Origin of the sequence: Streptomyces sp. VTCC 41912 (assembly GCF_045799175.1) — a bacterium.
In the GTDB taxonomy this organism is placed as follows: domain Bacteria; phylum Actinomycetota; class Actinomycetes; order Streptomycetales; family Streptomycetaceae; genus Streptomyces; species Streptomyces albulus_C.
This window is the reverse complement of the sequence record NZ_JBJMAB010000038.1, coordinates 57549-76776: the sequence shown is the minus strand read 5'-3', so window position 1 is coordinate 76776 and position 19228 is coordinate 57549. Positions and strand designations below refer to the sequence as shown.

The window sequence follows — 19228 nt, the reverse complement described above, 5'->3', positions numbered from 1 at the left end:
CACGCCGGCCACGGCCGGTTGGGGGGATCGGGACACATGACCGCAGAGCCTGCGACGGCGCCGGTCCGGCTGAGCGCCGGGGCGGTGATTCCGCTCCCGACGTTGGATCCCGCCGCGCCGCTCGACGACCTCGCCTGGTTGGACCGGGCGATCGGGAACGCCCGGGTGGTGGCGATCGGCGAGAGCGCCCACTACCAACACGAGTCGTTCCTGCTCCGCCACCGCCTGTGCCGCTATCTGGTCGAGCGGCACGGGTTCGGCGCCTACGCGGTGGAGTCGGGGTTCGCCGAGGGCTGGCGGGTCGATGACTGGGTCCGCGACGGTGCGGGCCGGCCCGACCGCGTCATGGCGGACGGCCTGACCTCGCTGATGGGACTGTGGCGGCCGCAACGCGCCCACCTGGAGTGGTTGCGGCAGCACAACCGCACGGCCGACCGTCCCGTCGGCTACTACGGCATCGACCTGCCGGGCTCGATGGTCTCGCTGCTCCCCGGGCTGGACGCCGTCCTCGCGCACTTCGCGGTCGCCGAACCGGAGTTCACCCCGGATCCGGCGGTGCGCGCGACCGCGGCCGCCTTCTCGGCACCCTCCGCGTTCTCCGCCCCGGAAGCGACGGCCGCCTACCGAGCGCTTCCCCAAGCGTCCAAGGACGCCCTCACCGCCGGGCTCGCCGATCTCGCGGCCCGGCTCGGCGCACGCCGTCTGGAGCACCGGCGGCGGACCACGGCCGGCGCCCACGAGCGCGCGCTCCGCACGCTGCGCAGCACGGTCGCCCTCGACGCGATGCTGCGCGAGCTGGCCCGCGGCCACCACGACGACGCCCTCCACCACCGCGAGGCGATGCTCGCGGACACCGTCGGGTGGATCCTGGGCCGGGAGGACCGGATCGTGCTGGCAGCCCACAACGGCCACGTCCAGCGCTGCCCCGACAACCTGCCGGTGGTGCCCCCGACAACGCTGGGCATGCACCTGGGCGACCGGCTCGGCGACGCCTACCTGGCCATCGGCACCTCCTCGGCCACGGGGCGGACGCTCAACACCAGCGCCAGCTTCTACTCCGGCACGCTCTTCACGGACCTGGAGGACGCGCCGCGGCCGGGCAGCCTGGACGCGCTGCTGGCCGCGAGCCACGACGGGCCCTTCGCCACCGACCTCCGACGGCTCCCGCCCACCGACACCGCAACCCTGCGGGCCGCCACCGCACACCGTTACGGCACCTTCTACGCCGACCACGACCCGCTGGACGCCTTCGACCTGCTCGTCCACCTCCCGCACGCCACTCCGGCCGCTCCGGACACCGCCGCGCTCGCCCACGCGCCGGGCGAGGTCCGGGACGCCTTCGCCCGGTGGCGGGCCCAGTGAGCAGGTACCGCCCCAACACCACGTCTACTTCCGCGACTTCCCGGCCCACGTGCCCGACACGTTCGACTTCTGGATGCACTGCGTCAGGAAGGCGCTGGCCGACGGCACCGCCCGCGACCGCACCCTCGCCCAAGTGCGCAGCGGCGTGCTGGACCTGCTCACCCTGCCGTCCTACGGCAACTACCGGCACTCCTACGCTGAGCTGCCCGACGCCCGTCGGCCGCGGGTCCCACCGGGGCCGTTGCGTCCGTTCGTCCGACCGTCGTCCAGGCGGCGTTGCGGAGGGTGCACGGGCCGCCCGGGTGGACGGCGAGCGTCCCGGCGGCGACGTCCAGGGAGACGGTGGCCAGGGTCTCCCAGCGGGTGCCCGGGGCCGCCGCCGGCCGCGGATGGCAGCAGAGCTCCGCGCCCTCGTCCCCGTGACAGGTGAGGACGGCGAGCAGGTCCGCCCGGTCGGGCGCCTGCGGCAGCTCCGCGGTGCGGCGTTGCAGGGCCGCGAGGCGTTGGTAGGTGTGCGGGTCGGCGATTCCCATCGCCTCGCGTCGGCGAGGGCGGGGGCGACGAAGTGGTTGGTGCGGAGCAGGAACCCGTCGTCGCGGGGAGCCAGTCGGGCCGTGCCCACCGGGCTGAGCTCGACGGTGGCGGCGGAGGCGCGGTGGTCCGCGTAGCCGGCCAGGGTCAGTGAGCTGGAGGCCGCGACCGGGACGGTGGAGGCCAGTTCGACGGCCTCGGCGACGGTGGCGCAGGTGTCGAGCACCTGGCGGGCCAGGACGTGCACAGGCAGCCAACTTCCGCTCGTGGTACTGCACTTGTCCCCGTCGTGCCCGAGGATGTTGAAGTGCAGTCCCAGCCCGGCGGCGTTGACGCCGATCTTGCCGACGATGCCGTACTCGGTCACGGTGCGGACCACGCGGCCGTCCGGGTGCTCGATGTTCCAGACGAACCAGCCGTCCCGCAGGCCGTCGTGCCAGTCCCAGGTCTGTGCGGTGACCGGCGGCCGGCCGTCGGCGGGGGCGTGGACCACCGTCGAGCACTCCGGTTGGGGCCGGGCGGCGAACCGGCCGAGTATTTCCGTGCGGGCGTTGAGCGCGGCGATCCGCCACGGCGGGAGGTCCGCGCCCCGGGCCATCCCCTCGATTTCCTCCGCGAGTTCGGGCGCCCGGGCACCGATGTGCGCGAAGGCCGCGCGGCCCCAGTCGGCGACATCCTGCGGACGCGCGCCCGCGACGGCGAACAGGCGGTCGTAGAAGGCGCCGGTGCGGCGGATGCGGTCCGGGAAGGCCCGGCCGAGCGCCCGTCCGCGGTCACCGGGGGCGGCTTCGGACGAATGGAAGACGGTGGGGGTGGCAGTGGGGGTGGGGGTGCTCCGGGGGGTGTGCATGACGGCCTCCTTCATCGGCGTCCATCATGGGCGGCTGGATCGGGGCGGCGCGACCTCATCATCGTCAGGTAGACGGCAGCCGAGACGAGGATGCCGACCGGGAGCGAGAGGTCCGCTCCGCCCTCCACGCGGGCGATCGGGCCGGTGAACAGCGAGGTGTTGAGGCAGAGCGCGGCCGCGACGGCACCGGTGACCAGGGCCGTGATCCCGGCCCAGTTGACGCCGGCGGTGTACCAGAAGGGGCTGCCGTGGGTCTCGTCGGCCAGGTCCGGTCCGTGATAGCGGTTGCGGCGCCACAGGATGTCGGTCGCGTAGACGGCCATGCTCGGGCCCATCAGCACCACCATGAGTTCCAACATGCTGCTGACCGTGTCCAGGAAGTTGGAGACGAGCAGGGCGTAGAGGGTCAGCGAGACCCCGAGCGCACCGTCGAGGGCCACACTGCGGGAACGGCGGATGCGCAGCCCCATCGACTGGAGCGCCAGGCCGGAGCTGTAGGCCGTCATGGCGTTGTTGGCGATCGCACCGAGCACCACCGCCAGGAGGAAGGCCGGCCTGAACCAGGCGGGGAGGATCGCCTCCAGTGCGGACTGGGGGTCGGACATGTCGAGCGTCGTTCCGGCCAGTGCGCCGAGCGCGGTGAACACGACGCTGGGGAGGAAGCCGCCCAGCGCCGTCCAGCCGGCGATGGCCATGGGTGACGTGGTGCGGGGCAAGTAGCGGGCGAAGTCCGCGCTGTTGCTGTAGGAGAGCGGCGCGGAGGCGACGAGGGTGACACCGCCGGCGAGGGCCGCCCACAGTGCGCCCCCGTGCAGGGCGGGCGCGGACCGGTGGCCGCCGCCGGCGTGGGCCAGCACGTAGCCGGCGAGGACGGCGAAGACCGCGGTCAGGGCGAGCGTGAACGGCAGGTAGAGCCGAACGATGGTGGCGTGTCCGTACACGCTGATCGCCAGGGTGAGCACCGCGATGCCGACGATCACCACGACCTTGACGCCGGTGCCGACCGGGACGCCCAGCTCGGCGACGAGACTGAAGGCGGCGAGCGAGGCCGCCGCCCAACTGAGGGCGAGGTAGCAGACGGAGGCGAACCAGCCGGTGACGGCGATGTTGGCCCGGTTCCCCAGGATGCCGAACATCGCCCGGGTGATCACCTGGCTCGGCGTGCCCGCGGCCGGCCCGCTGACGGCGACCAGCCCGACGAAGGCCCAGCAGAGGTTGCCGACGACGATCACGGCCGACGCCTGCCACAGGGTGAGCCCGGTCAGCGTCAGAGCACCGCCGACCACCAGGCTGAGGTAACTCACGTTGGGTGCCGCCCAGACCGCGAACAACTCCCGGGCCCGCCCGTGCCGTTCGGAGTCCGGGATGACGTCGATGCCGTGCGCCTCCACCCGGCCCACCCGGTCGGAGGAGGGCGGAGTGCCGGCGTCGGGGTGCGGCGGCGGATCTGGGAGCGGAACGGCCATGGGTCCTCCGAACTTCAGGGCACGGGGCTGAGGGTGGTGGACGACTGACGGACGGCACTATTGGCCGAGGAGCCAACAAAACCTATTGGTCGGGCATCCAATAACGCGGAAGGGGAGGCGTCAAGCACCCGGACACAATTGCTCGCCCGCCCCGGCCCCAACCCGCCTCGCCCCCGCACCCGAGCGGCCCGCCCACGAGCAAGACCGAGCGGCGGGCGTGCGCAAGGGAGGCCAGGCACGAGGCACAAGGCACAAGGCACGAGACAGAGGCGGGAAGGAACGCTCGGCACACCGCAGGGCCGGTCCAGTCGGCGCGCCGCCGGAGCCCTCCACAGGGGCATCGGAACGGGGCGGGCCGGATGACCGGACCATGGGGCGCTCGTGCGGCGGGTTGCGGACGAAGGTCGACCTGGGGCACGGCGGACCCGCCGGCCTGCCGGTCCGACGTTCCCCACGGCGCCACGGAGCGACGCCCACTCTCGATGCGCGCCCATCAGTAATGCACATTCCTCAACCGACAACAGCCACGCCCGGAAGGGGCGTGGCTGGTGTCAGTGCATCGGGCGCGAGCGGATTCCCGCTACGAGAATTCACCTCTCCGCCCGGCGAGCGGCGCCATCCGGGAATGAGCCATGAGCAACGCGCCCCTTCCCGGACAACCAGCTCGCCCACCTCGTCAGAGGATTTCGATGGAATTCACCTTCGGCGGGCGGTTAGGGAAGGAGATCTCGTGCCACCGTTCGATTTTCACCGAGTCACCGTTGGCGTCGTAGTAGATCAAGTCGTTGTTCCCCGTGGAGATCTTGTCGACCCACCACCCGCCGAAGTCGGTCCTCCCGCGGTTCGCGTAACAGTCCACGCTCTGGCTACCACCGTTGTGCGACCAGATCTTGAGGTAGTTCTCACCGCCACGGCAGGGAATGTGGTCGATGGCGAAGGCATTGCCGGACGGCACGGCCAGGGTGAGCAGGGCGGCTGCGGAAAACGCCACGGCCACGGACCGGGCGACCTTCTTCGTTTTCGAGATCACGGTTTCTCCTTAATTCGCATACCGAACCGGGAGTTCACTTCGCGGCCACCGCGCGACGGCAGCGCACCGAACGAGCATCTTGCCGACCCGAGAAATGCAGAACACCGTGCTCCCCCGACTCACGCTCGCACCAAGACGATCCGGGAAAGCCGCTGTAGCCGGCAATCGCTTTGAGAGACCCCGGCTGGAATACGCCCTCGAATGTCCAGATCAGGTCCGTGTTGCGACATTTGTCGTATTTGCGGTGTGCGTTCGACGGGGAAGACGGCATGCGTCCCCACCGAGGCCCGCACCGGGACTGGTTGGACCACGCCCCCAACCAGTCCCTCCCGCACGCGCCTCCGCCGGCCCTGGCAGACGCCTAGGACGCCCTCGCGCCCTCGACGTTGGCCACCATCTTGCGCAGCACCTTGAGCGCGGCCACGTACTCCTCGTCGCCGATACCTTGATGGACCTCCGCCCGAACCTCGGTCGCCAGCTCACGCACCCGCACGCGCACGGCCTCACCGGCGTCGGTGAGGTGCAGGCGCTGCTCGGCGTCGCTGTCGAGCCAGCCACGGTGGAGCAGTTGGTGCACGACCCGGGGGATCTCGTACGGGTCGTCGGCGAGGGGCGTCAGATGGTCGACGACCTCGTCGAAGCCCGGGGCCACGGGGGCGTAGGCGACGCGGTTGAGCACCCAGTACTGCGGCTGTGTGACGTCGATCTTCGCCATCGCGTCACGCAGGTACCGGGTGACGGTCGTGTGCGCCAAACCGCTCCAGTAGCCGATGGGTTGCGAGGCCAACACGTCGTCGGCCGCCGCCGGATCCGCGGGGGCCTGGTCCGTGGGGGTGTCGGTCGGCTCGTTCATGATCGCAAGGCTATAGCCCCCGCATCACGCCGACGCCGTCGGGCGGCCTGTCGGCCGCTCCCCGGCACCTACGTCTCACCACGCCCCACCACGACGCACGACGGTGCGCGGGACCGGTGTCCGCCAGTCCCGCGCCGGTGATACCGGTGCCGTCACGAAGCATCATTGACGGCACGTCATATCAGGTGCTCTCACTGCGGCTTGAAGGAGCGGATCTGGTAGTTGCCCTGGAGGTTGCCGCCGGCACCGGCCTTGGTGGACCCGACGCGTCCGTGGTAGTTGGTCTGCGTGTAGTACTGCACCCGGTGGCCGGTCCCGTTCCACAAGGAACGCACGTGCTGACCGCGCCGGATGAAGGAACAGTCGTCCGCGGTGTTCGCCTTGCTGCGCTGCGACCACTGGCAGCGGGTACCGCCGCCGTTCCAGCCGCTGTAGATGCAGAAGTGGCCGGGGGCGCAGTGGTAGGACGCCCGATGGGTGGGCGCCGCGTGGGCGGCGGTCGCGGTGGGCGCGATGCCGAACGCGACCGCCAGGGCGGCCGAGGCGACGGCGAGCAAACGCATACGACGCATGACAGTGCTCCTTGGTGTAGGTGGGAACGGGCCGTTGCCGCCGGCGACGCCGGACGGCCAGTCAGGCACCGTCGCCAGTATCGGGCGGGCCCTTGGACCACAGGCGGCGTTTTGCCCGACTCGGGGCCCCGCATCGAGGCACGCGGCGTGCGTGCCCGGCGTGCCCCGGCGTCCGCGCCCCGTTGCGCTTCCGCACGCCCACCGGCTGCCCACCCCGGGCTGTCCGGCGGGGTTGCCACGGGCCGCCGCGCCCGCCCCGGTCGCCGGGGAGCGGCGGCGCGCCCCGTCAGTCCGGTCGGACGGCCGCCGACACCTCGGTGAGCAGGTTCTCCACCGCGGCTCCCCAACGGGAGCTGACGACGAGTTCGCGGGCCGGGTCGACCCACAGCAGGTGCGAGCCGCCGTTGCCCCGTGCGCAGCGGCCGGTGGCCGGGGCCGCGGGCCAGACCGTCCGGTCGTCGTTCAGCCACCAGGACAACCCGTAGTCGGGCTTGACGGGGCAGGGCGTCCACAGCGCGTCGATCCAACGCCGGGACAGGACCCGGCGGTCACCGTGGCGGCCACCGCTCAGGCACAGGTGGCCGATCCGGGCGAGGTCGAGGGCGTTGATCCACAGGCCGCCGCCCCAGTGCGCCCCGCCGGAGACGACCGGTACCCGAGTGCCGTCGAGCGTGACCTGCGAGGTGCGGTAGCCGTGCCACGACCAGGACGCGGACCCGCCGATCGGGTCCATCACGCGGGTGCGCAGGACGTCCGGAAGGGGGCGGCCGAACAGGACGGTGAGCGCCAGGGCGGTGAGGTTGACCCGGACGTCGTTGTAGGCCCACCCGGCCCCCGGTGGCCCGCCGGGTGATTCCGTCCCCTCGCGGGTGCTCTGGGCGTCGACCTCCGTGGGCTTCCCCCACAGCACGCCTTCCCACTGGCTCGTCTGGTCCAACAGGTGCCGCCAGGTGATGCCGCGCCCGTGCGGGTCCGCGAACTGCACCAGCCCGACGGTCCGGTGTACCGGCTCGTCCAGCGTCAGCAGTCCGTCGTCGAAGGCGACCCCCGCCACCAGCGACAGCACGCTCTTGGTGGCGCTGAAGGCCATCTCCACACGGTTCGGGTCGCCCCACGACGCCACGACCCGGCCGCGCCGCAGGATCACTCCGCTGGGTCCCGCGCCGTCCAGCAGCGGTCCGACCACCTCGCGGTGGGAGGAGTCGGCCACCTGCGCCGCGAGGTAGGTGGCCATGTCCTCGACGCCCGGCACGGGCCGCTCGGCCTGTTCCCGGGCGGCCCGGGCCAGGGCGGCGGCGTCCACCCCCTCCCACGGATCGTTCTCCGCCGCCTCGTCCACGCGGGTTTCCCTCACGGCCGCCCCACCTCCACGGTCCGACACTCGAACTCAATCCCCCACCGTAGAAAGGGAGGTGGACGCAGCGGGCGGGCGGGGGGCGGCCCGATGCCGGCGATCCACCGCCGGCCACGGGGGCCGTGGTCCGGTCGCGCCCCGGGGACGTGGTGGGGCGGCCGTGCCGGGGCTACAGCACGAACCCGTGGGGGAAGGGGTCGCGCGGATCGAGCACGTAGGTGGCGGTGCCGGTGATCCAGGCCCGGCCGGTGATCTCGGGGACGACGGCCGGGCGGCCGCCCACCTCGCTGGTGCCGATCAGGCGCCCGGTGAAGCGGGTGCCGAGGAAGGATTCGTTGACGAAGTCGGTGTGCAGCGGGAGTTCGCCGCGGGCGTGCAGTTGCGCCATCCGGGCCGAGGTGCCGGTGCCGCACGGTGAACGGTCGAACCAGCCGGGGTGGATGACCATGGCGTTGCGCGAGTGCCGGGCGGTGGAGTCGGGTGCGAGGAACTGCACGTGCTTGCACCCGGTGATGAGCGGGTCGGTCGGGTGCACGGGCCGGTTCTGCTCGTTGACCGCACGCATGACGGCCAGTCCGGCGGCCAGGACGTCGTCCTTGCGCGAGCGGTCGAACGGCAGGCCGGTTCGGGCCAGGTCGACGATGGCGTAGAAGTTGCCGCCGTAGGCCATGTCGTAGCGGATCCGGCCGAGTTCCGGGACAGTCACCATGGCGTCCCGTTCTACGGCGAAGGCGTCCACGTTGCGCAGGGTGACGTGTTCGGCGGCGCCGTCGCGCACCGCCACCCGGGCCTCCACCAGCCCGGCGGGGGTGTCCAGGCGGACGGTGGTCTCCGGTTCGGTGACCGTCACCAGCCCCGTCTCGACCAGGACGGTGGCGACGCCGATGGTGCCGTGCCCGCACATCGGCAGGAACCCGCTGACTTCGACGTAGAGCACGCCCCAGTCGGCGTCCGGACGGGTCGGGGGTTGGAGCAGCGCACCGCTCATCGCCGGGTGCCCGCGCGGTTCGTCGACCAGGAAGCGGCGCACCGCATCGAGGTGCGCCACGGCGTGGCGACGGCGCTCGGCCATGGTGGCGCCGGGGATGGTGGCGAGGCCGCCGGTGACCACCCGGGTGGGCATGCCCTCGGTGTGCGAGTCCACGGCGTGCAGCGTCCGCGTCTTGGTGGCACCGCCCAGGCGGTGCGGGCCGGGCGCGGGCATCAGGCGGCCGCCTGCTTCTCCAGGGCGGCGACGGCGCGGGCCAGGTCGGCCTCGACGCGGGCGCGCAGCTCCGGGGGCAGCGGGCCGCGCGGTGGTCGGCAGGGTCCGCCGTACCGGCCGACCTGTGCCATGCCGAGTTTGACGGCCTGGACGAACTCGGTGCGCGAGTCCCAACGGAACGCGGCGACCAACGGTTCGTAGAGCGCCCGGGCCTCGGCCAGGCGGCCGGTGGTGGCCAGTGCGTAGAGGCGGGCGGACTCGGCGGGGAAGACGTTCGGGAAGCCGGCGAACCAGCCGGTGGCCCCCATCAGCAGGCTCTCCAGCACCACGTCGTCGGCGCCGGCGACCACCGTCAGGCCGGGCGCCCGTTCCCTGATCTCCAGCACCCGCCGGACGTCACCGGAGAACTCCTTCACCGCCACGACGTGGTCGATCCGGGCGATCTCGGCGAGCAGGTCGGGGGTCAGGTCGACCCGGGTGTCGAGGGGGTTGTTGTAGACCATCACCGGGAGGCCGACGCCGGCCACGGCCTCGAAGTGGGCGAGGATTTCGGCGCGGTTGGCCCGGTACGCCGTCGGTGGCAGGCACAGCAGGCCGTCGGCGCCGTCCTCGGCGGCGGTCTCGGCCCAGTGCCTGGCCTGGTGCGCGCCGGCGCCGTGCACCCCGACCACCACCGTGCCGGCGTCGCCGACGGCCTGGATCGCGGTGCGGGCCACGGTGCGGCGCTCCTGGTCGGTCAGTGCCGCGTACTCGCCCAGGGACCCGTTGGGGCCGACGCCGTGGCAGCCGTTGTCCACGAGCCAGCGGCAGTGTTCGGCGTAGCGGTCGTAGTCGACCGCCAGGCCGGCCGGGGCGGTGGGGTCGGTGCGGTAGGGCAGGGCGGTGGCGACGGTCAGGCCGCCGAGGCCGGGCGGCGCGGGGGTGGTTCCGCTCATCACTCGCTCTCCTTCGTGGGTGCGGGCGGGGTGGTCGGCGGGTCGTGCGGGGCGGCCAGTTCGCCGAGTCGGATGGGCTGGGCGATCGGCCGGCGGTGCGGGGTGGCCGGCGGCAGGCCCTCGGTGGGGTGTTCGGCGGGTCCGTCGCGCAGTCGGGCGGCCAGTTCGGCGACGGTGGGGCCGCAGATGCGGGCCTGGCACGGTCCCAGGCCGGCCCGGGTCGCCAACTTGGCCACCCGGGCGGCGGCACCGGCGGGTGGGGTGACGGCGCGCCGCAGCTGGGCGTAGTCGGTCTCCTCGCAGCGGCAGATGACGGTGTGCGGTGCCAGCCAACCGGGCCAGGCCGGTCCGATCGGGTGGGCCCGGGCCAGTCGCGCGGCGAAGGCCCACCCCTGGTCGCGATGGCGTCGCACTCGGCGCAGGGCGGCGTCGCCCGGGTCCCCGCCGCCGGCGATCCAGCCCGCGACGGTGCCCTCGGCCCGCGCGGCCGGGGCCCCGGCGATCCCGGTGATCTCCCCCGCCGCGTACACCCCCGCGACGCTGGTGCGTTGGTCCGCGTCGACCGCGACGAACTCGCCCGCCGGGGACGCCGTCGGCCGCCCCCGCAGGGCGCAGCCGGCGGCCAGTGGCAGTTCCAACTGCGGGCTGAATCCGTGGCTGACGCACAGCGCGTCCACGGCTGTGCGGCGTTCGCTGCCCGGCACCACCGACCAGTCCGCGCGCAGCCGGGCGGTGACCACCTCCTCCACCCGCCCGGCGCCGCGGGCCGCCACGACCGCGCGGCCGAACCGGTACGGCACCCGGTGTCGCGCCAACTCCACGCCGTACCGGCACAGTTCGCGGATCTTTGCGGTGTGCGCCACGAGTTCTCCGCCGCCCCGCGACCAGCCGCGCACCACGGTCCCCGGCGCGTTGGCCTCCAGGACCGCCCGCACCTGCGCACCCGCTTCCGTGAGGGCGGCGGCCACCGGGAGCAGGAACGGTCCGGTGCCGGCGACCACGACCCGGTCCCCCACCACCACCCGCTCACCCTTGGCCAGTGCCTGTGCCGCGCCGGCCGTGAACACCCCGGGCAACTCCCATCCGGGGAACGGCAGCACGCGGTCGTGGGCGCCGACGGCCAGCACCAGGGCGTCCGGGTCGACGGTGCTGCGGCGCCGACCGCTGCCGTCGACCGGGCCGTGGAGCAGGTGCACCCGGGGCGGCGGCGCGCCGCCCGTCCCGTCCGGGTCCCGGTGCTCCAACGCCCACACCATGCTCTCCGGGCACCAGGTGCAGCGCGGATGGCCCAGGACCCGGCTCCGGCGGCGGTCGAAGGCGCGCCCGTCGCGTTGCAGTCGCCGGGGACGCACCGGCGCGTAGGCGTCGGGGGGCATCCGGTGGTACTGGCCACCCGGACGCTCGGCCGCGTCGATCAACACGACCCGGGCCCCGGCTCGCAACGCGGCCTCCGCCGCGGCCATGCCGGCAGGACCGGCTCCGATCACGACTACCTGACGTAGCGTCATAATTCATTCCCACGCGGCACTTCGCCGCCTTCTCCCACTCCTCGGGACGCGTCCGGGGGCTCCCCGTCGCCCGCGGCCCGTGACTGGGTGGTCACCACGTCGCCGTCCCGGGCACGGCGGCGGCAGGCACGCACGTCCCGCTCGGCGCCGACCGTCACCAGGCAGTCGAAACAGACACCGATACCGCAGAAGACGCCACGCGGGGCGCCGGACGGTGCCCGGCGCCAGGCGAGCCGGCCGGCGGCGAGCAGCACGCCGGCGATGGACTGCCCGGCGACGCCGTCCACCGGCTCCCCGTCGACGGTGATCCGCAACGGCTCCTCCCGCCGGCCGACGGCGTCGAACGCCGCACGCACGCGCCGCGGACTCATCGCGCCCCCTCCCCCGGTGGAGCGAGCGCCCCGTCCGGCGGGCGGCGCACGGGGCCCAGCACGGCGGGCCGGTCCACCCGGAACGCGGTCGCATCGATCTCCGTCTGCCGGCCCGACACCAGGTCGCGCAGGAGCCGCGCGGTACCCACCGACAGGCCGATGCCGGCGCCCTCGTGGCCGCCGGCGTGCCACAGGCCGGCCAGGCGCGGATCGGCCCCGATGACCGGCAGGTGGTCGGGGACGTAGGGCCGGAACCCGCCGTAGGCGCGCGTCACCATGGCGCCGGCCAGCGTCGGGAACAGGCGCAGTGCCTTGGCCGCGACGGCGGACAGCACCGCGGGGCGCAACCGGTCGTCGAACCCCACCCGGCGGCGCGACGAGCCCAGCAGGACGCTGCCGCCGCGGGTGGCCTCCACCACCGCCGAGGTCTGCAACGCCTCGGCGCTGCTGCCGACCGCGGCCACGTAGTCGGCGTCGTAGACCTTGTGGAAGACGGTCGGCGGCAGTGGCGCGGTGACCAGGACGTCGCCGCGCCGGGGCCGGACGTCCACCGGTGCGCCCAGCCGCGCGGAGAGCGCGCCGGCCCACGGTCCGGCGGCGTTGACGAACAGGTCCGCTTCGAGGGGACCGGTCGGGGTCCGTACGGCCGTCAGCCGCGCGCCGCGGGTGACGGCGCCGAGCACCTCGCACCCGGTCCGCAGTTCCGCGCCCGCGGCGAGCGCGTCGGTGAGCAACGCCGTTGCCGCGGCGGCCGGTTGGACCTGGGCGTCTTCGGGGTAGTGCAGCGCCGCGGCGTGGTCGCGGGTGGCGAACGGCTCGGCCGCCGCGAGCGCCCCGGCGTCGAGGGCGTCGGCCCGCACCCCCGCGGCGCGTTGGGCTGCGGCGAAGCGGGTCAGTGCCCGTGCACCGGCGTCGGTGGTCGCGATGACGATGCCGCCCTTGGGGTCCCACTCCACCGAACGGGCCGCGTGCGGGTGCCGTTCGGCGAGCGCGGCCAGCGTCTCGGGCCACAACCGGCGGGACAGTCGGGCCAGTTCCAGCTCCGGACCGGGCCCCTTGTCGGAGACCAGGACGTTTCCCTCGCCGTGGGCGGTGGTGGCCGAGGCCGCGCCACCGCGGTCGACCACGAGCACGTCGAAGCCCATCAAGGCCAACTCGCGCGCACAGGCGGCACCGATGATTCCGGCGCCCAGCACCACCGCGCGGCTACCGAGCGTTCCCTTCATCGAACCCTCTCCGTTCGCTAGAACGAACGAGACGAAGGGAGGCTATGAGGTCACCGGAGGCGTGTCAACGGTCACACCGACTCCGGGTCCTGGCCCGTCGGCACACCCCCGCCCGGGGCCGCCGCCTCCGCCTGCGCGTCCGTCGCCGCGCACCGCGGACCGGGCACCGGGTCCGACAGGTGCAGCCGCTGGTCCGCCCGGTACTGCAACAGCAGCACCGAGTGCACGGCACCCCCGAGCGCGGTGTAGCTGTGCGGCAGCGTCGCGTCGAACCCCACGTAGTCGCCGGGCCCCAACTCCACCTCGCGGCCGTCCACCCGCACGCCCAACCTGCCGGCCTGGACGATGGTGTGCTCGGTGCCCACGTGTCCCAGCGAGTCCTGCCGGCAACCGGCCCGCACCCGCTGGTCGTAGACCTCGAAGACGGCGTCGCCGGACTCGATCCGGCGCAGCGGGCGGAGGTCCACGCCCGCACCGCTGAGCGCCTCCACCTCCTCGGCCCGCACCACCGTCAGCGCGCGGGCGGGGGCGCTGTCGAGCAGGTCCGAGATCGGCACCTCAAGGACGCGGGAGAGGCTGAACACGGTCTCGATGGTGGGATTCCCGGTGCCGGACTCGACTTGCGACAGCGTCGCCTTGCCGATCTTCGAGCGCCGGGAGAGTTCGGAGATCGACCACCCCCGGTGGGTCCGCACCTGCCGGAGGTTGGCGGCCAGCCGCTCCCTGATCGAGTCCTCGCGCTGCCCGGCGGTCTCGGACGCAGACATGACCGTCCCCCTTCTTTCGTGCGCCCGCCCGTTCGGTATGACGTACGCGTGATGATGGATGCGTACATTATTCCGATCGGGCTTCCGGGGCGCCGGCAGTCGCCCCGAGCACTCGCGCTACTCGACGGGCACGGCGACCCTGGCCAGGGAACCCGTCTCCAGGGCGCACCACAGGGCTCCGCGGTGCTGGACGATGCCGTGCGGTTCGCTGGCCGCGCGGGGCAGTTCGTAGCCGGTGATCCGGCCGTCGGTGGTGATGCGCCCGACGCGGTTGCCGCCCCACTCCGTGAACCACACGGCGCCGTCGGGGCCGGCGGCGAGGGCGTGCGGCCGTGCCTGGCGATCGGGCAGCGGGTACTCGGTGATCTCGCCGTCTGTCGTGATCCGCCCGATCTGCCCGGCGCCGATCTCGGTGAACCACAGGGCCCTGTCCGGTCCGACGGTGAGGCCCACCGGGGCGGCGGACGGCGTCGGCAGGGGGTACGTCGTGGTCCGCCCGTCCGTGGTGATCCGGCCGATCGCGCCGGCTTGGTTGAGGGTGAACCACAGGGCGCCGTCGGGCCCTGCGGTGAGGGCGGAGGGGAAGCCGCCGGGCGCCGGGTACTCGGTGATCTCGCCGTCCATGGTGATCCGGCCGATCCGGTCGGCGGCGGACAGTGTGAACCACATCGCGCCGTCGGGCCCCGCGGCGATGCCGAACGGCCCGCCCTCGGCGGTCGGCGGTGCGAAGGCGGTGACGTCGCCGTCCATGGTGATCCGGCCGATCCGGTGGCTGCCGTACTCGGTGAACCACAGGGCGCCGTCCGGCCCTTGGGCGAGGAGCGTCGGGCCCGCGCCGACCGGGTGGACCGTGACGGCCCCCTCCGCGTCCCGGCGCCCGATCGCACCCTGGTGGACCAGCGTGAACCACAGGGCCCCGTCGGGGCCGTCCGCGAGGGCGTACGGGCCTGCCTCGGGGCCGCTGACGGTGACCTCCCGGACCGGGTCGGCCAGCCACCTGCCGAGCCGGTCGAAGAACACCTCCCCGGGCTCGGAGAGGTGGAAGGCGTGCGGCAGGTCCTCGTACGCGTCCAGCCGCACGCTCACGCCGGCGGCGTCGGCGGCCTCGGCGAAGCGGCGGGCGTCGTCCAACAGGACCTCGTCGGTGCCGACGGCGACCAGCAGGGGCGGCAGTCCGCGCGGATCGCCGTACAGCGGCGACTGCGGCGCCGCCTGGGCATCGGCGCCGGCCAGGTAGTGACCGGTGACGGTCTCCAGGACGGCGCGGGACAGCACGTCCTTGCCGTCGTTGGTGGTCAGCGACGCACCGGTCAGCGCGAGGTCGGTGATGGGCGAGACCGCGACGGCGGCGCCGGGTTGCTCCCGCCCTGTCCGCCTGAGTTCCAACAGGGCGGAGAGCACCAGGGTGGCGCCGGCCGACTCGCCGACGAAGACGACCTCGTGCGCCGGCACGCCCTGGTCCAACACGCCCTGCCAGGCGGCGAGCAGGTCCTCCAGCGCCGCGGGGTAGGGGTGGGCCGGCGCCAGGCGGTAGTCCACCCGCAGGACGGGCCGTCCGGTCGCCCTCGACAGCCGGTGGGCCACCACGCGCTCCGCCTCGGGCATGGTGTGCACGAAGCCGCCGCCGTGGACGTAGACCACCGCACCGCCCCGCGCACCCGGCGCGCGGACCCAGTCGCCGTGCACCTCGGCATCGGCCGGGAGCGGGGCGGCGATCAGCGCGCCGGCGCGGTCGCGGGCGGCCCGGGCGGCACCGGGCGCCGCGGGAACAGCAGTGACGTTCAGCAACGGTCCTCCGTCGTGAGGGGTGAGGGTGGTCGTCCCGCGAAGGCGGGGCGGGGCTGGCGTGGGGGCGATCGGCCATGGAGCCGTACGGCCGCGAACGCGCCGCCTCGGTAAGGGACTTGGGCCTCACTCGCGCCCGTGACGACGTCGCCGCCCTCCCCCTGCACGCCCGACCGAGGGAAATTACGACGAACGTAAATTTATTCGCCGGGCACGTCGAGCGTCAACATCAATACGTGCGGTCCGCCCGCCGTCCAGCGGCAGGCGGCGGCTTGCTCGCACCACACCATCGACGACCGGCCGCACGGGAGGGTCTTCCCGGTCGACGCGGAGAGCCTGGCCCGCGTGGCCGCCGCCGACCGAGGGCCGCGGCGCTCATGACGGCTCGTCAATACCGTGGGACCCCCGGGCGGACGCCGGTCACCGACGCCGCGGCGCGTTCACCTCGGGTCCGGCCCGGCGTGCAGGGAGTCGGCCCAGACGGTCAGCAACTGCTCGTACTCGGCTTGCTCTTCGGGCCACAGCGCGCGACCGGCGCGGGCGGCCATGAAGGCGCGTATGCGTTCGTTGGCCTCGGTGGTGGCCTTCGGTACCCATGTGGGCGTCATGTCACCGATCATATGCGCCGAGAGGTTCTGCGGCTATTACCGCTTTTGGATGACATGTGCAAGCCCTGCCCTTGACTTCGCTGTCGCGTACCTGGCTGGGGCGGTCGAGGCGTCGTCCACCCCGGGCGACCTGCGGCCGCCGGTGTTCCGTGTGGTCGTGACACCGGTCCGTGAACATCCTTTGTCCGAGGGCGAGTTCGGGGGTACCTCCAACCGTCCGCCGGGGAGATGGTGCCTTCCCCCAATGGGGTGCGGCCGCACGGAACTCGTAGCGTCGGGGCCAGGAATCGTCGGGTGTGCCGCCGCGGCGCGCTTGCCACGGATCCTGCCCGGCCCTCGGATGGGGAGAGCGTGACGAGCGCAACGGGCACAGTGGAGCGTGCCGTCGTGGCGAGCGGGGTGGTGCCGGTCCTGGCTGCCGCCTTCCTCTGGGGCACGGTGGGCCCCGCCCAGATCCTGGCCGGAACCAGCGCGTCACCGGTGGCGATCGGTGCCTGCCGGATGCTGCTCGGCGGCTTCGCGCTGGGGCTGTTCACCGCACGGCGGGCGGGGATCCGGTCCCTGTGGCGGCGTGGTGCCTGGCCGTGGATGGTGGTGAGCATCGCCGTCACGGCGGCCTTCCAGGCATGTTTCCTGGAGGCGGTGGCCCGCAGTGGCGCGGCCCTGGCGACCGCCGTCACCTTCGGCACCGTCCCCGTCGTGTCGGGGGTGTGCGGACGCGTGCTGGCCGGTGAGCGGCTCGGCGGGCGGTGGGTCGGCGGCACCGCGGGGGCGGTCGGCGGCATCGTGCTGCTCCTCGCTCCCACCGGCGACGGGCCGGCCGACGGCGTGGGCGTGCTGCTCGGCATCGTCGCCGGCGCCAGTTTCGGGGTGTACATCTCGGCGACCAAGCGGCTGGAGGAGCGGGGGGCGGACACGGCGGCGGCGGCCCCGGCGAGCGTGTTCTGCGCGGGGCTGCTCGTCTCGCCGTGGGTCCTCGCCCACCCGCACGGGCTGGCCGAACCGCGGGCGGTGGCCCTGATCGGCTGGTTGGCGCTGGCCACGACGGCCCTGGGGTACCTGCTGTTCACGCGGGGGGTCCGGCATCTCAGCGGGGCGACGGTGGGCACGCTCAGCCTGGCGGAGCCGTTGGTCGCCGCGGTGCTGGGGGTGGCGCTGTTGGGCGAGCGGTTGAGCCCGCCGGCGCTGATGGGTGCGCTGCTGTTGCTCGGCGGACTCGTCGTGGTCTCGGTGCCCAGCCGGCGCCGCGAACGCCCCGGGGACGTCGACCGGGGGGTGACGGGGACTGCTTGAGGGGGCGTGGCCGCCCGTCCGGGTGGCGGGGAGCACGTCCCCCCGCCACCCGGACGGTGGCGGGCGAGGGGACGTGAGCCTCATCGGGCCGCGGGCCCTGGCCTACCGGTCAGCGGTCCCGATAGGACGCCATGGCCTCGTTCACCCGCGCCGAGAAGAACAGCGGGCCGATGGCGTCCGCCCAGGCGGTCCCCTCCGGCGTCAGCCGCAACACTCCACCGTCGTCGTCCAGCCAGCCGCGCTCGGCGAGGAGGGCGAGTTGGGGGCCGAAGTCGTCCTGCGGGACGGTGCCGAACTGCGCGCGGTAGCGTTCCACGCGCAGGCCGTCCGACTCCAACAGCATGCCGAGGACGAACATCCGGCGGCGCTCGTCGTCGTCCATGCGGAACGACCACTGCGCGCGGTGGAACTGCTCGGTCGGCGTGGCGATGTAGTCGTCGATGATGCGCCGGACCTCCGGCACCGCGACGGCGTAGTCGGTCGTGTAGTGCAGATCGGTCGTGAAGGACCGGGCGCCCACCCCCAGGCCGACCATGCCGGCCTGCTGGTTGTACTCGTTGATGTTGCTGTCGTCCGCGCCGTCCACGGCGGCGGTGCCGATCCGGCTGAAGACCCGCATGGAGGTCTGCCGGTAGCCGGCGGCGAGCAGGTGGTCGCGGCCGTAGCGGTACAGGCGCAGCCGCTGTTCGTCCCAGAGTTCGCCGCTCTTGTCGTGCCGGGCCATCAGTCCGGTCAACGGGCGGACGTACAGGGGGTAGAGGTAGATCTCCTCCGGCTCCCAACTGAGCGCCGCGTCGAGCGAGACCCGGAAGCTCTGCTCGGTCTGGCCGTCGATGCCGTAGATGAGGTCGATGTTGAGGATGGGGAAGGCCGCCTCCTTGAGCCTGGCGAGCGCGGCCTCCACCTCCGTGCGCTTCTGCGGGCGGACCGCGGCCCGGGCCTCCTCGTCGATGAAGCTCTGCACACCGATGCTGAGCCGGGTGGCGCCGCGTTCCGCGAGGACGGCGATGCGGTCGGCGGTCGCCGTGGCGGGAGAGGTCTCGACCGACCACGGAACGGCCTTGAGGTCCGCGCCCATGACGTTCTCGCAGATGTCGCACAGCCGGACCAGTTCGTCGGCGGTGAGGTACGTCGGGGTGCCGCCGCCGAACGCCGCGAGGGTGAACCGGGGGGTGCCGTTGGCGTCCAGCGCCGCGCGGGTCGCGCCCGCCTGGCGTTCGAGGGTGTCCAGGAAGCCACGGGTGACGTCCTGGGGCGCACCGGTCCGGGTGAAGAGGTTGCAGAAGCCGCAGCGCATCTCGCAGAACGGCACGTGCACGTAGAGGGAAAGCGCGTCGAGGCGCTCGCCGGCCCACAGGTCGGACAGGAGCGGACGGTCTTGGCCGAGCCGGTACGCCTTCTGGTGCGGGTAGGCGTAGACGTACTGCTTGTAGGGCGTCGTCGGCTCCTCGGGAACGGAGGGGGATATCTGGAGCGGTAACGAGGTTGCCACTTCCGGGGGGTTTCCTTCCAG

At 73.4% G+C, this 19228-nt stretch carries 17 protein-coding genes and 2 pseudogenes; 2 read left to right on the top strand and 17 right to left on the bottom strand.

The window, feature by feature from the left end:
• Positions 1–36: 36 nt before the first annotated feature.
• Complete coding sequence (locus tag ACJ6WD_RS34135) at positions 37–1362, top strand: erythromycin esterase family protein (protein ID WP_407617178.1); 1326 nt, start codon at positions 37–39, stop codon at positions 1360–1362.
• Between the two features lie 158 nt (positions 1363–1520).
• Here the strand turns inward: ACJ6WD_RS34135 and ACJ6WD_RS34130 are convergent, their stop codons facing one another.
• From ACJ6WD_RS34130 to ACJ6WD_RS34055, 16 genes and pseudogenes are all read right to left on the bottom strand, one after another.
• Positions 1521–1895: a hypothetical protein gene (locus ACJ6WD_RS34130; protein WP_407617188.1), complete on the bottom strand. Its 375-nt coding sequence runs from the start codon at positions 1893–1895 to the stop codon at positions 1521–1523.
• A 17-nt stretch (positions 1896–1912) separates the two neighbouring features.
• Positions 1913–2743 (bottom strand): annotated as a pseudogene (locus tag ACJ6WD_RS34125) (C45 family autoproteolytic acyltransferase/hydolase); the annotation flags it as partial.
• A gap of 11 nt (positions 2744–2754) precedes the next feature.
• Positions 2755–4209, bottom strand: a complete 1455-nt coding sequence (locus tag ACJ6WD_RS34120; protein ID WP_407617177.1) for a purine-cytosine permease family protein — start codon at positions 4207–4209, stop codon at positions 2755–2757.
• A 676-nt stretch (positions 4210–4885) separates the two neighbouring features.
• On the bottom strand, positions 4886–5239 hold the full coding sequence (locus ACJ6WD_RS34115) for a beta/gamma crystallin domain-containing protein (RefSeq protein ID WP_376439297.1): 354 nt from the start codon (positions 5237–5239) through the stop codon (positions 4886–4888).
• Between the two features lie 361 nt (positions 5240–5600).
• Entirely contained in the window at positions 5601–6092 is a 492-nt protein-coding gene (locus ACJ6WD_RS34110; RefSeq protein WP_331250129.1) for a MarR family winged helix-turn-helix transcriptional regulator, read from the bottom strand.
• A 191-nt stretch (positions 6093–6283) separates the two neighbouring features.
• Complete coding sequence (locus ACJ6WD_RS34105) at positions 6284–6664, bottom strand: peptidase inhibitor family I36 protein (protein ID WP_044379398.1); 381 nt, start codon at positions 6662–6664, stop codon at positions 6284–6286.
• Between the two features lie 286 nt (positions 6665–6950).
• The gene (locus tag ACJ6WD_RS34100) at positions 6951–8018 is read right to left on the bottom strand and encodes a serine hydrolase (protein ID WP_331250130.1); all 1068 of its coding nucleotides are present in this window, start codon (positions 8016–8018) and stop codon (positions 6951–6953) included.
• 169 nt (positions 8019–8187) lie between these two features.
• Positions 8188–9222, bottom strand: coding sequence for a proline racemase family protein (locus ACJ6WD_RS34095; RefSeq protein WP_233661350.1), 1035 nt, complete (start codon positions 9220–9222; stop codon positions 8188–8190).
• Positions 9222–10157 (bottom strand): dihydrodipicolinate synthase family protein, encoded by a 936-nt coding sequence (locus ACJ6WD_RS34090; RefSeq protein ID WP_233661351.1) that lies wholly within the window; start codon positions 10155–10157, stop codon positions 9222–9224. The genes ACJ6WD_RS34095 and ACJ6WD_RS34090 overlap by 1 nt, the downstream gene beginning before the upstream one ends.
• Positions 10157–11665, bottom strand: a complete 1509-nt coding sequence (locus ACJ6WD_RS34085; RefSeq protein WP_407617176.1) for an FAD-dependent oxidoreductase — start codon at positions 11663–11665, stop codon at positions 10157–10159. Before ACJ6WD_RS34085 ends, ACJ6WD_RS34090 begins: the two co-directional genes overlap by 1 nt.
• On the bottom strand, positions 11662–12036 hold the full coding sequence (locus ACJ6WD_RS34080; RefSeq protein ID WP_407617175.1) for a (2Fe-2S)-binding protein: 375 nt from the start codon (positions 12034–12036) through the stop codon (positions 11662–11664). Before ACJ6WD_RS34080 ends, ACJ6WD_RS34085 begins: the two co-directional genes overlap by 4 nt.
• Positions 12033–13262 (bottom strand): FAD-binding oxidoreductase, encoded by a 1230-nt coding sequence (locus ACJ6WD_RS34075; protein WP_233661354.1) that lies wholly within the window; start codon positions 13260–13262, stop codon positions 12033–12035. The genes ACJ6WD_RS34080 and ACJ6WD_RS34075 overlap by 4 nt, the downstream gene beginning before the upstream one ends.
• 71 nt (positions 13263–13333) lie before the next feature.
• Positions 13334–14029, bottom strand: a complete 696-nt coding sequence (locus ACJ6WD_RS34070; protein WP_407617174.1) for a helix-turn-helix domain-containing protein — start codon at positions 14027–14029, stop codon at positions 13334–13336.
• A 117-nt stretch (positions 14030–14146) separates the two neighbouring features.
• Positions 14147–15022, bottom strand: a complete 876-nt coding sequence (locus ACJ6WD_RS34065) for a virginiamycin B lyase (RefSeq protein ID WP_407617187.1) — start codon at positions 15020–15022, stop codon at positions 14147–14149.
• 57 nt (positions 15023–15079) lie between these two features.
• Positions 15080–15670 (bottom strand): annotated as a pseudogene (locus tag ACJ6WD_RS34060) (alpha/beta hydrolase); the annotation flags it as partial.
• A gap of 584 nt (positions 15671–16254) precedes the next feature.
• Positions 16255–16422, bottom strand: coding sequence for a hypothetical protein (locus ACJ6WD_RS34055; RefSeq protein ID WP_233661356.1), 168 nt, complete (start codon positions 16420–16422; stop codon positions 16255–16257).
• Positions 16423–16773: 351 nt separating this feature from the next.
• Between ACJ6WD_RS34055 and ACJ6WD_RS34050 the strand changes: the two genes are divergently transcribed.
• Entirely contained in the window at positions 16774–17715 is a 942-nt protein-coding gene (locus tag ACJ6WD_RS34050) for a DMT family transporter (protein ID WP_407617173.1), read from the top strand.
• A gap of 109 nt (positions 17716–17824) precedes the next feature.
• Here the strand turns inward: ACJ6WD_RS34050 and ACJ6WD_RS34045 are convergent, their stop codons facing one another.
• A complete protein-coding gene (locus tag ACJ6WD_RS34045; RefSeq protein WP_331248947.1) occupies positions 17825–19207 on the bottom strand; it encodes an STM4012 family radical SAM protein in 1383 nt (460 codons plus the stop codon).
• Positions 19208–19228 lie beyond the last annotated feature (21 nt).

Excerpts from the sequence above, each read along its gene's own strand:
- ACJ6WD_RS34135 (WP_407617178.1), top strand. The coding sequence starts at position 37 with ATGACCGCAGAGCCTGCGACGGCGCCGGTCCGGCTGAGCGCCGGGGCG.
- ACJ6WD_RS34130 (WP_407617188.1), bottom strand. The coding sequence starts at position 1,895 with ATGGGAATCGCCGACCCGCACACCTACCAACGCCTCGCGGCCCTGCAA.
- ACJ6WD_RS34120 (WP_407617177.1), bottom strand. The coding sequence starts at position 4,209 with ATGGCCGTTCCGCTCCCAGATCCGCCGCCGCACCCCGACGCCGGCACT.
- ACJ6WD_RS34110 (WP_331250129.1), bottom strand. The coding sequence starts at position 6,092 with ATGAACGAGCCGACCGACACCCCCACGGACCAGGCCCCCGCGGATCCG.
- ACJ6WD_RS34105 (WP_044379398.1), bottom strand. The coding sequence starts at position 6,664 with ATGCGTCGTATGCGTTTGCTCGCCGTCGCCTCGGCCGCCCTGGCGGTC.
- ACJ6WD_RS34095 (WP_233661350.1), bottom strand. The coding sequence starts at position 9,222 with ATGCCCGCGCCCGGCCCGCACCGCCTGGGCGGTGCCACCAAGACGCGG.
- ACJ6WD_RS34090 (WP_233661351.1), bottom strand. The coding sequence starts at position 10,157 with ATGAGCGGAACCACCCCCGCGCCGCCCGGCCTCGGCGGCCTGACCGTC.
- ACJ6WD_RS34085 (WP_407617176.1), bottom strand. The coding sequence starts at position 11,665 with ATGACGCTACGTCAGGTAGTCGTGATCGGAGCCGGTCCTGCCGGCATG.
- ACJ6WD_RS34080 (WP_407617175.1), bottom strand. The coding sequence starts at position 12,036 with ATGAGTCCGCGGCGCGTGCGTGCGGCGTTCGACGCCGTCGGCCGGCGG.
- ACJ6WD_RS34075 (WP_233661354.1), bottom strand. The coding sequence starts at position 13,262 with ATGAAGGGAACGCTCGGTAGCCGCGCGGTGGTGCTGGGCGCCGGAATC.
- ACJ6WD_RS34070 (WP_407617174.1), bottom strand. The coding sequence starts at position 14,029 with ATGTCTGCGTCCGAGACCGCCGGGCAGCGCGAGGACTCGATCAGGGAG.
- ACJ6WD_RS34055 (WP_233661356.1), bottom strand. The coding sequence starts at position 16,422 with ATGACGCCCACATGGGTACCGAAGGCCACCACCGAGGCCAACGAACGC.